Origin of the sequence: Herbaspirillum sp. WGmk3 (genome assembly GCF_023952535.1) — a bacterium.
GTDB classification, from domain to species: domain Bacteria; phylum Pseudomonadota; class Gammaproteobacteria; order Burkholderiales; family Burkholderiaceae_D; genus Herbaspirillum; species Herbaspirillum huttiense.
Map to the genome: position 1 here is coordinate 459,482 of NZ_JAKYWT010000004.1, position 13,005 is coordinate 472,486.

The following is a 13,005-nucleotide window of genomic DNA, read 5'->3' on the forward strand; positions in this document are numbered from 1 at the left end:
CGGCTCCTTGTCAGGTTCAGCCTGTGGGCGACACAAACTCAGTCGATATATTTCAAACCGGCGGCCTCCAGCGGCGCGCGCATCTGGTACATGTCCAGCCCCAGCACGCCGGCGGCCAGCTGTGCGCGCTTCTCCCCTTCCAGGGCTTCGCGCTTGCGGGCCACCTCGGCCACACGCACGGCGTCAGCGGCAGGCACGGCCACCACGCCATCATCATCGGCCACGATCACATCGCCCGGATTGACCAGGGCACCGGCGCAGATCACCGGCACGTTGACCGACCCCGGCGTGGCCTTGATGGTGCCCTTGGCACTGATGGCACGGCTCCACACCGGGAAGCCCATTTCCTTCAACACCTTCACATCGCGTACACCCGCATCGATGATGAGGGCCCGCGCACCGCGGGCCATGAAACTGGTGGCCAGCAGGTCGCCGAAATAGCCGTCGGTACACTCGGCGGTGATGGCTGCCACCACGATGTCGCCAGGCCGGATCTGCTCGGCCACCACGTGCATCATCCAGTTGTCGCCGGGGTGCAGCAGTACGGTCACGGCGGTGCCCGAGATCGTGGTACCGGGATAGATGGGACGCAGATAGGGCTTCAGCAGGCCGGTGCGGCCCTGCGCCTCATGCACGGTCGCCACGCCAAACTGGCCGAGCTGTTGCACGGCGGCGGCATCGGCGCGTTCGATATGGCGCTTGACCACGCCAAGCTGGTTGATCAGGGGAGTGCTCATGCTGTCAGTCCTTTCGCGTTGAGGGCGGCATCCAGGCGCGGGTAGACGCGGCGGGCATTGCCTTCGTAGATCTGGTGGCGTTCTTCGGGGCTCAGTGCGGCCGCCTCGATGTAGCGCTTGGTGTCGTCGTAGTAGTGGCCGGTCTGCGGATCGATGCCGCGCACGGCACCGATCATCTCGGAGGCGAACAGCACGTTGTCTACCGGGATCACGCGCGTGAGCAGGTCGATGCCCGGCTGGTGATACACGCAGGTGTCGAAGAAGATGTTGTTGAGCAGATGCTCTTCCAGCAGCGGCTTTTTCATTTCCTGCGCCAGGCCACGGAAACGGCCCCAGTGATACGGCACGGCACCGCCGCCGTGCGGGATCAGGAACTTCAGCGTCGGGAAATCCTTGAACAGGTCCGAGGTCAGGCACTGCATGAAGGCGGTGGTGTCGGCATTGAGGTAATGCGCACCGGTGGTGTGGAAGCAGGCATTGCAGCTGGTGCTCACGTGGATCATGGCGGGCACGTCCAGCTCCACCATCTTTTCGTAGAGCGGATACCAGGCGCGGTCCGACAGCGGCGGCGCAGTCCAGTGTCCGCCCGAGGGATCGGGATTGAGATTGATGCCGACGAAACCATATTCGCGCACGCACTTCTCCATCTCGGCAATCGAGGTACAGATATCGGCCCCCGGCGACTGCGGCAGCATGGCCGCACCGATGAAGTGATCGGGGAACAGCTGCGCCACGCGATGGCACAGCTCGTTGCAGATGGCCGCCCAGGTCTGGCTGGTGTTGAGATCGCCGATGTGATGCGCCATGAAGGAAGCGCGCGGCGAGAAGATGGTGAGATCCGCACCGCGCTCGCGCATCAGGCGCAACTGGTTGCTTTCGATGGACTCGCGCAGTTCGTCGTCGCTGATCTTGAGCTCGGCCACCTTGGGACCGAGTCCGGGCGTGTTCAGGTGGGCGATCTGCCGGTTGCGCCAGTCTTCCAGCGCCTTGGGGGCGGTGGTGTAGTGGCCATGGCAGTCGATGATGAGGGAGTCTCGCATGGGATTCAGGAATAGTCGGTCAGGAGTTCGGCGGGGATCAGCACTTCCCCGCGCAGGATGGGACGCGCCGTGCGCAGCAGCGCGGCACGCAGGACTTGTTGCTGGTCGTGCGGATCCAGCTCCAGCGCAACGCTGAATTCGCCGCTGGGATGCTCCACCGAGACGGTGCGCTGCAAGCCGCTGCCGGGCAGCGCCAGCCCCTGGGCTACCGAGCCTTCCAGCACGCAGGCGGTGGCGACGGTGACGGCGGCCAGCACACCAATGGCCTCGTGGCAGACATGCGGGATGAAGCAGCGGGTGCTGATCGTGCCGCCCGCCACGGGGGCAGACAGCAGGCACATCTTGGGATAATTCCTGGCACTGACCTCCCCCAGCCCCATGAGCGGACCGCAGGCCAGTCGCAGCGCCTCCAGTCTCTCCTTCAGGAACGCATCGGCATTGAGGACAGCCACGCTTTCATCACCCGTCAGGCCGAAATCAGACGCACGCACCAGTACCATGGGCATGCCATTGTCGATCAGGGTGACGGCCGTCTCGCGCTGCTCACCGCTCGGCGTGACATAACGCACGCTGTCCTGCACGCGCCCCGTGGGCAGCATGGCAGGGCAAACCGAGCCCGCCGTGTCGAGGAAGTTGATACTGACCGGTGCCGCCGATCCCGGCACGCCATCGATACGGGTATCGCCCCGATAGCGCAGGCGGCCGCCCGGTGTCTGTACCGTCACGTCGCACTGCATGCCGGTGTTGAGTGTGAGGATGCGCGCGGTGGTGGTCTCGGGACCGGCGGCGATCAGGCCGCGCTCGATGGCAAAGGGCAGCACGGCGGCCAGCATGTTGCCGCAATTGGGCGTGGTATCGACACGGTCCGATTCGGGTTGCAGCTGCGCGAACAGGAAATCCAGATCCACGCCGGTCACGCGGCTGCGGCTGACGATGCCGGCCTTGCTGGTCAGCGGATGGGCACCGCCGAGGCCGTCGATCTGACGACGATCGGGCGACCCCAGCGCGGCCAGCAACACGCGATCGCGCGCAGCGATGTCCTCTGGCAGATCATCGGCCACGAAGAAGGGACCACGCGAGGTGCCACCGCGCATCAGGGTGCAGGGAATGGCGAACAGGTCGGACGCGTCAGCGTCTCCGGGAGGAGGGAAATCGAGGTCAGGCACGGCGCTTTACCTTTGAAAACAATGGCGTCGAGTATGCGTGAGCGCCCTGTCGGCTTGGTTGCGTTGTGGGCCTTCCTCTGTTCTAATTTTCTAATCGCGCTCAGAAATCAATGTCCCGGATCGTCACGCCATGGCCCTGCTCAACCTGCGTCACCTGCATGTCTTCAATGTCGTCGCCACCACCGGCGGAGTACGCCGCTCCTCCGACACGCTGCTGCGTGCCTCCTCGGCGGTGGCGCGCTCGGTGGCGGCGCTGGAGCAGAGCCTGTCGGCGCAACTGTTCGAGCGCAAGGGGCGCGGCATGCTGCTGACCGCCGCCGGCGAAGCCGTCCGGCTGCGGGTCGAGCGCATCGAAGCCGAACTGCGCGAAGTGCGCGACGATGCCCTGCGCCTGCGCGACCGCAACGGCCAGCCGGTAGGCAGCCTGGACGCGCTGTTCAATGAACGCCGCCTGCAGGCCGCCGCGCTGCTGGCCGAAACGCATCACATGCCCAGCGTGGCGCGCCTGATGGAAGTGTCGCCCTCGGCGGTGAGCCAGGCCTTGTCGATGCTGGAGGGCATCCTCGGGCAGGCGCTGTTCTTTCGCACCGCGCACGGGATGTTGCCCACCGATGCGGGCCGCCGCTGGACCGAACGCTTCGGCCGGGCGCTGGCCGAACTGCGCCATATTCCGGAAGACATCGCCGCCCTTGACGGTGTGGTGCAAGGTACGGTGACGGTGGGGGCCTTGCCGCTGGCGCGCTCGCAACTGCTGCCGGCGGCCATGACGCGGGTGCTGGCACGCCATCCGCGCCTGCAGATCCGTTCGCTGGAAAGTCCCTATGAAGAGCTGGCCGCCGGCCTCATGAGCGGACGCATCGATTTCATCGTCGGCGCATTGCGCGCCTTCTCCAGTGAAACCTTCGACATGCGTCCGCTGGTGGCCGACAGTGCTGCCCTGATCGCACGGGCCGGCCACCCGCTGGCGCGCCGCAAGAAGCTGTCCTTGCGTGATCTCGACGGCTATCCCTGGGTGCTCTCACGGGCCGGGACGCCCTTGCGCGATTCCATCGAGCAATTCTTCCGCGACAGCCACTGGCCGGCGCCCCGCCCTGCGGTGGAAACCGGCGACCTGGCGCTGCTGCGCGGACTGCTGGTGGGCAGCGACATGCTCACCGTGATCTCGGCCCATCAGCTGCAGCATGAGATCGCCACCGGGCAGCTCACTACCCTGCCCTTCGCCATGCGCGGCATGGAGCGCCGCATCGGGCTCATGCAGCGCAAGGGGGCCCATCTATCGCCCGGTGCCCGCGCGCTGCAGGAAGCCATCGAAGCGGTCGCCGCAGCACTGGACTGAACGGCGCAAGCCCGCAGGCGGCGGCTTGCGGCCCTGCGGACCGCACTTTCCGGGTTCCAAAAAAAATCCATCGCGATTAGCAAATGGCAACACTCCGGTAGCCGAAAGCAATACTCACCAGCCCTCCCCGTCTTACACTTTGTGCCAAGTCGAGGCACGCTGGTGCTGCCTGGACAGGTAATCCCCAAGCCGCGTGCAGACAAGCCGGCAGATTCCCACAACTCGAACCCATCACGGAGACTTAATGAATACAGCACAATCGCTGGACGTGCGTTCGCACATCAACGGGCGCAAGATGTCCGGCTATCAATGGCTACTGCTGATCCTGTGCTTCCTCATCGTGGCCACCGACGGCATGGACGTGGCCATCATGGGCTTCCTGGCACCGGCAATCACCAAGGAATGGGGCATCTCGCGCGCGGCCTTCGGCGTGGTCATGAGTGCCGCGCCCATCGGCCTGGCCGTGGGTGCGCTGCTGGTCGGTCCGCTGTCGGACCGCTACGGCCGCAAGAAACTGCTGATGACGGCCGTGGCCTGGTTCGGTGCGTGCAGCCTGGCCTGTGCCTTCGCGCATGACGTGGTCACGCTCTCGGCGCTGCGCTTCCTGACCGGCCTCGGCCTGGGCGCGGCCATGCCCAATGCCACTACCCTGCTCTCCGAGTATGTCCCGGAGCGTTCGCGCAGCACGCTGCTGGCCATCATGTTCACCGGCTTCAACCTCGGCTCGGGCCTGGTCGGCTTCCTCGCCGCCGCCCTCTTGCCGGAGTATGGCTGGCGCACCGTCCTGATGGTCGGCGGTGCCATCCCGCTGCTGTGCCTGCCCTTCTACCTGTGGCTGGTGCCGGAGTCGGCGCGCTTCATGGTGGTGCGCCACTATCCCGCCGAGCGCATTGCCCGCACCCTGGCGCGCGTGTGCGGCGGCCACTTCGCCGCCGGCCAGACCTTCAGCGTCAGCGAACCGCCGGTCAAGGGCGGCCAGCCGGCCAAGGTGCTGCTCTCGGAGTCCTATCGCAAGACCACGCTGTCGCTGTGGGGCACCTACTTCATGGGCCTGCTGGTGATCTACCTGCTCTCGGGCTGGCTGCCCACGCTGATCAAGGATGCCGGCCTGCCCATCGAGAAGGCGGCCAGCATCACGGCCCTGTTCCAGCTGGGCGGCACCGTCGGTGCGCTGGTGGTAGGCTTCCTGATGGATCGCTGGTCGCCCAGCCGTGCCATCGCCTGCGCCTATATCGCCGGTGCCGTCTTCATCCTGCTGCTGGCGTCCGGCAGCGTGCAGTCGGGCATGTTTGCGGCCTACGTGCTGCTGGCCGGCTTCTGCATGAGCGGCGCGCAGACCGGACTGAACGCCTTTGCCCCCTCCTGCTATCCGACCGTGGTGCGTGCCACCGGCGTGTCGTGGATGCTGGGCGTGGGCCGCTTCGGCAGCATCCTGGGCTCCTTCGCCGGCGGCGTGCTGCTGTCGATGGGCTGGGGCTTTGGTGCCGTCATCGCCATTCTCGCGGTGCCGGCTACGCTGGCGGCGCTGATCATCGTCTTCATCCAGATGGGGCAGCGTCCGGCGGCTGCGGTTTGATCAAGCTGCTGCATCAATCACATTGGATTCATCTGTTACAGGAATAAATCGTCATGGCCAATATCGTCGGCGCCATCGCCACCTCCCATACACCGACCATCGGCTTCGCGCTGGATGCCAACAAGCAGCACGATGCGGTGTGGGCGCCCATCTTCAAGGCTTACGAGCCGGTGCAGCAATGGCTGCAAGAGAAGCAGCCGGACGTGCTGCTGGTGGTCTACAACGACCACGTGACCTCCTTCTTCTTCGATCATTACTCCGCCTTTGCCCTGGGGGTGGGCAGCGAGTACCAGGTCGCCGACGAAGGCGGGGGGGCGCGCAAGCTGCCGGCCGTCGGTGGCCATGCGGCATTGGCACGGCATATCGGCAGCTCCCTGATGGCCGATGAATTCGACATGGCCTTCTTCCAGAACAAGCCGCTGGACCACGGGTGCTTCTCGCCGCTGTCGATGCTGTGGCCGCACGAGAAAGACTGGCCCGGCCAGATCATCCCGCTGCAGGTGGGCGTGCTGCAGTTCCCGATCCCGACCGCACGCCGCTGCTACAAGCTGGGCCAGGGTCTGCGCCGCGCAATCGAAAGCTATCCGGAAGACCTGGACGTGGTCATCGTCGCGACCGGCGGGCTGTCGCACCAGGTGCATGGCGAGCGTGCGGGGTTCAACAATACGCCGTGGGACCATCAGTTCCTCGATCTCCTGCAGCATGACCCGGAGGCGCTCACGCGCCTGACCCACGCCGAACTGGCGACGCTGGGCGGACTGGAGAGTGCCGAGGTCATCATGTGGCTCATCATGCGCGGGGCCATGCCGGCGGGCGTCAACTGCCGGCATCGCGAGTATTACCTGCCCTCCATGACCGGCATCGCGGTGGCCGTGTATGAACCGGCGGTGCCGGCCGATGCGGCCTTGCAGGCGGCCGAGGTGGCGCGTCATCGCGAGCACGTGGCGCAGCAGCTCAAGGGCATCGAGCAACTGCAAGGCACCTATCCCTTCACGCTGGAGACGGCCAATGCGCGCTACCGCATCAACCGCTATCTGTACCAGCTGATCCAGCCGGCGTTCCGCGAGCGCTTCCGGGCTGATCCGCAGGCCACCTATGAGGAAGCCGGGCTGTCGCAGGAGGAATGCGACATGATCAGCCGCCGCGACTGGCAGGCCATGATCCGTTATGGCGTGATCTTCTTCCTGCTGGAAAAACTGGGCGCGGTGGTCGGCGTGTCGAACCTCCATATCTACGCAGCCATGCGCGGGCAGTCGCTGGAAGAATTCCAGCAGACGCGCAATGCGCCGGGGGCGCTGTACTCGGTGGCGGGGGCGGCGTCGGACAAGGCGGCGGATTGGAACAAGACCGGGACGAACTGAACGTCTTTGCTTGCGGATGTACCAGGTATCGCGCCCTCCTTCGGAGCGGCGCGATTTTTTTATGGATGCCGCCATTCAAAACAATTCGTCATTCCATCAAAAGCTGCGATCTATCTTGACGATGGCGGAGGGAACGCAGCAATACAAATCGCCCGAAAATTAGAATTTCTTCCATTGAGAAAACGCCTCTCGCAACGGAGACTGTCGCCTTCGTCGCCCGTGGCCTCTGCAGCACCGATGAGATCAAGGGCATTGGCCGCATCCGGGACTTCCTCCTTCAAGCCGGGCAAGCGCACTTCGCAAGTGGGTCTGCGTTTTTTGCCTGTTTGTTCACTGGCCTGTTCCGGATTGCGCGAATTCTCCCTGGAAAGCGCATCGCATGCCCGCCCCCTCGCAGAAAGATTCATCCCGCTCCCAAGCGCGCATCACGCAACATCGTCGGCTGCTCCAGCTGGACTCGCCGCTCGGGCCGGACATCCTCCTGCCACAACGGCTCATCGCCACTGAGCGACTGAATCACGGCTACGAAGTCACCCTCGATCTGCTGGCCACGCGCACCGGCATCGCGCTGGAGCAATTGATTGCACAGCCCGTCACCCTGTGGATCAGGCAGCATGAAGGCGATACCCTCCCCTGGCATGGCTACGTGCATACCGCCAAGCGCCTGGGCAGTGACGGCGAGATCGATTTCTGCCAGCTCTCGTTTTCTCCCTGGCTGCATTTCCTGCGCTTTCGCAAGGACGCCCGGATCTGGCAGGACAAGACCACCGAGGACATTCTTGCGGACGTGTTCGACGGCCATCCGCAAGCACGCGGCCACTATCGCTTCGAACTGGAGCGCCCGTCTCTGGCTCGGTCCTATTGCACCCAGTATGAAACCGATTGGAACTTCGTCCAGCGTCTGATGGAAGAAGAAGGCTGGTTCGCCCATCACGAGCAACAGGAGGATGGCGGCGGCCATGTTCTGGTCATTACCGACACTACGTGGAGCCTGCCCGGCCTGCACCGGCAAGGCATTGCCTTCCACGGTGCCGGCCCCCGTGACGAGCTCGACAAGATCCTGCAGTGGAGCACAAGCCGCACGCTCGCCTCGAACGTCTGGCGCGGCCGCAGCGACGACTACAAATCGCCTCGCCTGCAGAAGGAGGCCGAAGAGCAGGTAATGGCAGAGTATGGACTGCTGCCCGCACAGCTGGAGGTGTATGAGTACACCGGTGCATACAGTTTTGCGCAGCAGGAGCAAGGCAATCGTCAGGCCGACCTGCAAGTGGAGCAATGGGAATCTGCGATGCAGGGCTACATCGGCGTCTCGGGCGTGCGCAATCTGGCTTGCGGACGCTGGTTCAGGCTGGAGGACCATCCCCTGCATCGCAAGGAGCCGGAGAGCGATCGCCAGTTCGTCATCCTGGCCATCGACTGGTTCATCGAGAACAACCTGCCCCTGTCGCATCAGGCGCTGGATTTTCCGGGAAGCCTGAGCCCTGCACTGCTGGCGTTCAAAGAGTCGATCCGGCGTGAGCGGCAAGTCGACCAGACGGAGAATGAACACACGGGCCATTGCTTCAACCGCTTCGAGGTACAGCGGCGCAAGCTGCCGTTCCGCCCTGCACGGTCGCATGCCAGGCCGCTCATGCTGCCGCAGACAGCCATCGTCGTGGGGCCTGCGGGAGAAGAGGTTTACACCGATTCTCTCGATCGCATCAAGGTCCAGTTCCGCTGGGACCGCATCAATCCGGGCAATGAGGCGGCGTCCTGCTGGGTCCGGGTGAGTTATGCCAATGCAGGCGAGTACTGGGGTGCCGTCCATGTGCCGCGCATCGGGCAGGAAGTCATGGTGTCCTTCCTCAATGGCGACCCGGATCGACCGGTCGTGACTGGGCGCCTGTTCAATGAGGAACAGCGTCCGCCATGGCACAGCAACGGACGGCTATCGGGGTTCAAATCCAAGGAATTCGGCGGTGCCGGGTTCAACCAGCTGGTGATGGATGACACCTCCGAACAAAACCGGATTCACCTCTACAGCACCCATGCCCATGCGCAGTTGAATCTCGGCCATCTGGTCAGCCAGACGGGCAATGAGCGCCGCCATTTCTTCGGCACCGGTTTCGCGCTCAGCACCGACGCCTATGGGGCCATCGTCACACACAAGGGCTTGTACATCAGCACCTACGGCAGGCCGGGTGCACAGGGAACGCAACTGGATGCCAGCGAAGCCACCGGCCAGCTGAAAACCGCATCGGCAATGAGCCAGCAACTCTCCGAGACAGCGGCGAAGGCAGATGCGGAAGCGCTCGGTGGACTGGATGCCCTGGGCAAGATGATCGAAGCGACGCAAGGCAATTACCCGGAAGCCACGCAATCGGAGGCCCATCGTTTCAAGCAAGCCATCCTGCTGGCCGCGTCTCCCGACGGCATCGGCCTGACCACGCGCAAGGGGCTGCATGCGCATGCCGGAGAAGAGATCACCTTGTCCTCGGGTTCGGATACCAGCATCGCGACCGGCAAGAGTCTGCTGGCCAGCGTCGCCGAAAAAATCAGCCTGTTTGCCTTCAAGGCCGGGATCAAGCTGTTCTCCGCCAAGGGCAAGGTGGAGGTGCAGGCGCAGAGCGACGACCTGGATCTCATTGCCGAGAAGGTGGCGCGGCTGCTATCGACCAGCGGGCGCGTAGAGATCCATGCGAAAGAAGAGGTGGTGATTTCGGCAGGCGGTTCCTTCTTCCAGATCAACGCCTCCGGGATCACGCAAGGAACCGCCGGCAAATGGGAATGCAAGGCGTCGCAGCATGCGATGACGGGTCCGGCACGCGTGTCGTATGCGATGCCACTGCTGCCGGCGAGCAGCCTGACACTGCCGAAACGCTATCCCTACTCACAGTAATTTTTTCTTCGACGAGGACATCATGCTGATCAGTCCCCCTTTCCTGCCACCGCGCACGGGCCAACAAACCGAAGACGAATGGCTGGACCTGGCCATGAACGGCGATGCGCCAGGCCGGGGCGCTTTTCCGGTCAGTTTCAATCTCGGATGGCATGGCGGGATTCACCTGACCGCTCCGAAGGCAGGCAACGCCCATGAACCCGTCCGGGCCATTGCGGATGGCACCATCGTCTTTGTGCGCCCACCAACGAAAGGCTTGCCCAACCTGCCGCCTGAACATCCCCTCATGTACAACGGCGCGACCAGCGACGGCGTGGTCGTCATCAGGCATGAAGCCGAGATCGGCGAAGGTGAACAGGCGCGCGTCGTCTTCTTCAGCCTCTACATGCATCTGCATGCCATCGCACCGGCCGCGCGCGTCAATCGCTTCGTGCATCGCAAGGAGGTCATCGGGAACGTAGGCTACATCGATGGAGAGATGGGGCGCATGCACTTCGAGATCATTTGCGACGACACCAATCTGGCCAGGCTCACGGGCCGCGCTTCAGGTCCGTTGCCGCTCACGTCGGACGGGCGAAGCGACGTCATCTTCGGCGAAATCCATTTCCACCTCCCTGCCGGGACGCCGGTCTACGACAAACCGCCGCTGGTACATTCCGCGCAGGCATTGACGGCAGCTCCGAAACCGCTGCGTCCATCGCGCGACAAGGAGCCCGATCCGCCGGTTGCGCTCTCTGCTATCCACATGACCGCCAGTGACATGATCCTGGGTGTGCGCTATCCCGGTGCCGAGGGCAACGTCGCCAGCACCGGGGAAGCGGTGCTCACCACGTACGCGATGGACGGGACCAGGACTGGCACGCCTCTAAGGGAAGAGGATGGCGAAGCCGATCTCTACAAGCATGCGGTCCGGATCGCCAACGCCTGTCCCGAAGCGCAGCGCCCTGCCCCGAGCGCCGTGTATGAACTGCTGCGTTTTGGACGCGTGATCGGACCGGACAAGCTGCCATCCGCCAGCCTGCCCCATTGGAGAAAGCTGACTTATCCCGGCGGAGAAGGCTGGATCAACCTGAATGCCGCCAACATCCGCAAGTTCAGCGATGCAGATTTCCCGCATTGGAAGCAGTGGCGCCTCATCAATGACGATACCGACCAGGATAGCCGCTGTGATTCGCGGACGATCCGGGGCTGGCTCGATACCGACAAGGATGGACGTGTCCAGCCGGCAGAAGCCAGGTCCAGGCTGGCCGAGGCGGACATGGCCTACAGGTTGCGCCGGGTCATCGCGCGGTTTCCAACTGAGTGGGAGAGCAGCACGATCGAGGCGCGCTGGGGATGGTTGAAGTCCAGCACGGCAGAAAATCCGACGCCGTTAAGCAGCACGGATTTTGAAGCCCTGCGTGCGCATATCAGCGCCCTTTCCTTCTGGCCCGGGGGTACTGAGTTGCCCAGAAATCATTGGCACTGGCATCCGAAGGAATTCATTCGCCACTTCCGCAAATGTGCGTGGCTCAGTGCGAAGGACCTGGCGCGCATCTATCCGGATGAGAAATATCCGTTGAAGGCGCTGGAGACAGAGGGACGCCAGCGCACCCCGGCCTCGATTCGGGAAACCTACCGGAATGACATCAACAAGGTGATGCGCAAGTACCTGATCAATTCACCGGTGCGGATGACGCATTTTCTCGGGGAAGGCGCGGTTGAATGTAACTATCTCGTGATGATGGCGGAGGGATCGGTGAGCTTTTCAAAGAAAGCGACGCATGAGAGTTTTCAGCCGGAAGACGCCGGGTTTTACATGCCGAAGGCCAAGACTGATTATCTCTATTACCTCTCTGGAAGACTCGGAAATATCGAAGAGCATGACGGGCCCAAGTTCAGGGGACGGGGAATCAAGCAGCTCAGTGGCAGGGAGAATTACGGCAAGTATTGGGTGTATCGCGGGTGGCTAGCGCCCAAATCATTTGAGCCAAGTTGGTGGAACCCATCGCGTCCTGAAAAGGCACCTAAGGTTCCTGATCCGCAGAGACTATCTATCAATCACTATAACGCTATCGACTCTGGTGGATGGTATTGGACGGCAGGATCCAAAGATAACGATTTTAAGACTATCAACTTGCAAATAAGGTCTGCCGCCATTAACGAAGCTACCGTACAAAAATTGGCAGAGGCAATTAATGGCGTTAATCGAAAAACGCAGAAGCCAAATAATCTCACTGAGCGCATTAACGAGACCCTTTGGGCTCAGAACATACTAATGGATGACAAAATATGATCAAAATCCAAGTTCTCTTAGGCATCCTTCTCGCAGGAATTTCACTGTCAGCCGCTGCAACAGAGATTTCTAAAAAGGAGCTGTCCACGCTGGCACAAGATCTACATATTCCTGCCACATGGCGCATTCAGAAAAATATGAAACCGCTAGGAAAAGACTTTCCTAAAACATACTGCACCGTCTTTTATTCACGAAAGACAAATCAATGGCTGGGAGAACTCTGCATTTCTTCAAATAAGAATTTCATCAGGACGATGGGGGTCCGGGACGAAGTACCTGAAGAGGAGGACTGGGCCGATCGTAGCAAATATGAGGTCGGCTACTGGAGCGTCACGCCACTTTTCATCTACCCAATGACGCCATTTATTTTGAAACCTATAAAGAACTACGCCGCCGAACCGGACTGCTATATGGAAGACGGTCCGGTGTATCGCGCCACCAGCATGTGCCACACCGCACTGTATGAGTTGCGCAGCGGCGTCTTCATTTATAGCGTCTTTCACTTCTTCGACAACGTGAAGCGCAAACAGAAGACCCAACTCAGGGACATTAGAAATTTATGGATTGAGGTGGGAAAAAAGATCGACAAAAAAAGATAAACCCTAGAAGGGAAGGTCGACAGAAAAAAGCCTCTGC

The 13,005-nt window shown here is 62.3% G+C and carries 9 protein-coding genes; 6 read left to right on the plus strand and 3 right to left on the minus strand.

The features are described from left to right. Nucleotides 1-38: 38 nt before the first annotated feature. From ligK to MKD49_RS17735, 3 genes are read right to left on the minus strand one after another with little or no spacing between them, the layout of a single operon-like run. A complete protein-coding gene (ligK, locus tag MKD49_RS17725; RefSeq protein WP_121040291.1) occupies nt 39-722 on the minus strand; it encodes a 4-carboxy-4-hydroxy-2-oxoadipate aldolase/oxaloacetate decarboxylase in 684 nt (227 codons plus the stop codon). Nucleotides 723-733: 11 nt separating this feature from the next. Continuing rightward, a complete protein-coding gene (locus MKD49_RS17730) occupies nt 734-1,777 on the minus strand; it encodes an amidohydrolase family protein (protein ID WP_252696948.1) in 1,044 nt (347 codons plus the stop codon). A gap of 5 nt (nt 1,778-1,782) precedes the next feature. Continuing rightward, entirely contained in the window at nt 1,783-2,943 is a 1,161-nt protein-coding gene (locus tag MKD49_RS17735; RefSeq protein ID WP_371925482.1) for a 4-oxalomesaconate tautomerase, read from the minus strand. Nucleotides 2,944-3,073: 130 nt separating this feature from the next. Here MKD49_RS17735 and MKD49_RS17740 point away from each other — a divergent pair, with 130 nt between their 5' ends. From MKD49_RS17740 to MKD49_RS17765, 6 genes are all read left to right on the plus strand, one after another. Further along, the gene (locus MKD49_RS17740; protein WP_252696949.1) at nt 3,074-4,279 is read left to right on the plus strand and encodes a LysR family transcriptional regulator; all 1,206 of its coding nucleotides are present in this window, start codon (nt 3,074-3,076) and stop codon (nt 4,277-4,279) included. Nucleotides 4,280-4,523: 244 nt separating this feature from the next. Further along, the gene (locus MKD49_RS17745) at nt 4,524-5,855 is read left to right on the plus strand and encodes an aromatic acid/H+ symport family MFS transporter (protein ID WP_252696950.1); all 1,332 of its coding nucleotides are present in this window, start codon (nt 4,524-4,526) and stop codon (nt 5,853-5,855) included. A gap of 53 nt (nt 5,856-5,908) precedes the next feature. Beyond that, complete coding sequence (locus MKD49_RS17750) at nt 5,909-7,216, plus strand: gallate dioxygenase (RefSeq protein WP_252696951.1); 1,308 nt, start codon at nt 5,909-5,911, stop codon at nt 7,214-7,216. A gap of 379 nt (nt 7,217-7,595) precedes the next feature. Further along, the gene (locus MKD49_RS17755; protein ID WP_252696952.1) at nt 7,596-10,094 is read left to right on the plus strand and encodes a type VI secretion system Vgr family protein; all 2,499 of its coding nucleotides are present in this window, start codon (nt 7,596-7,598) and stop codon (nt 10,092-10,094) included. A 22-nt stretch (nt 10,095-10,116) separates the two neighbouring features. Then, nucleotides 10,117-12,369, plus strand: a complete 2,253-nt coding sequence (locus tag MKD49_RS17760) for a M23 family metallopeptidase (RefSeq protein WP_252696953.1) — start codon at nt 10,117-10,119, stop codon at nt 12,367-12,369. Then, nucleotides 12,366-12,968, plus strand: a complete 603-nt coding sequence (locus MKD49_RS17765) for a hypothetical protein (RefSeq protein WP_252696954.1) — start codon at nt 12,366-12,368, stop codon at nt 12,966-12,968. The genes MKD49_RS17760 and MKD49_RS17765 overlap by 4 nt, the downstream gene beginning before the upstream one ends. The last annotated feature ends 37 nt before the right edge of the window (nt 12,969-13,005 follow it).

Excerpts from the sequence above, each read along its gene's own strand:
- MKD49_RS17730 (WP_252696948.1), bottom strand. The coding sequence starts at position 1,777 with ATGCGAGACTCCCTCATCATCGACTGCCATGGCCACTACACCACCGCC.
- MKD49_RS17740 (WP_252696949.1), top strand. The coding sequence starts at position 3,074 with ATGGCCCTGCTCAACCTGCGTCACCTGCATGTCTTCAATGTCGTCGCC.
- MKD49_RS17745 (WP_252696950.1), top strand. The coding sequence starts at position 4,524 with ATGAATACAGCACAATCGCTGGACGTGCGTTCGCACATCAACGGGCGC.
- MKD49_RS17750 (WP_252696951.1), top strand. The coding sequence starts at position 5,909 with ATGGCCAATATCGTCGGCGCCATCGCCACCTCCCATACACCGACCATC.
- MKD49_RS17755 (WP_252696952.1), top strand. The coding sequence starts at position 7,596 with ATGCCCGCCCCCTCGCAGAAAGATTCATCCCGCTCCCAAGCGCGCATC.
- MKD49_RS17760 (WP_252696953.1), top strand. The coding sequence starts at position 10,117 with ATGCTGATCAGTCCCCCTTTCCTGCCACCGCGCACGGGCCAACAAACC.
- MKD49_RS17765 (WP_252696954.1), top strand. The coding sequence starts at position 12,366 with ATGATCAAAATCCAAGTTCTCTTAGGCATCCTTCTCGCAGGAATTTCA.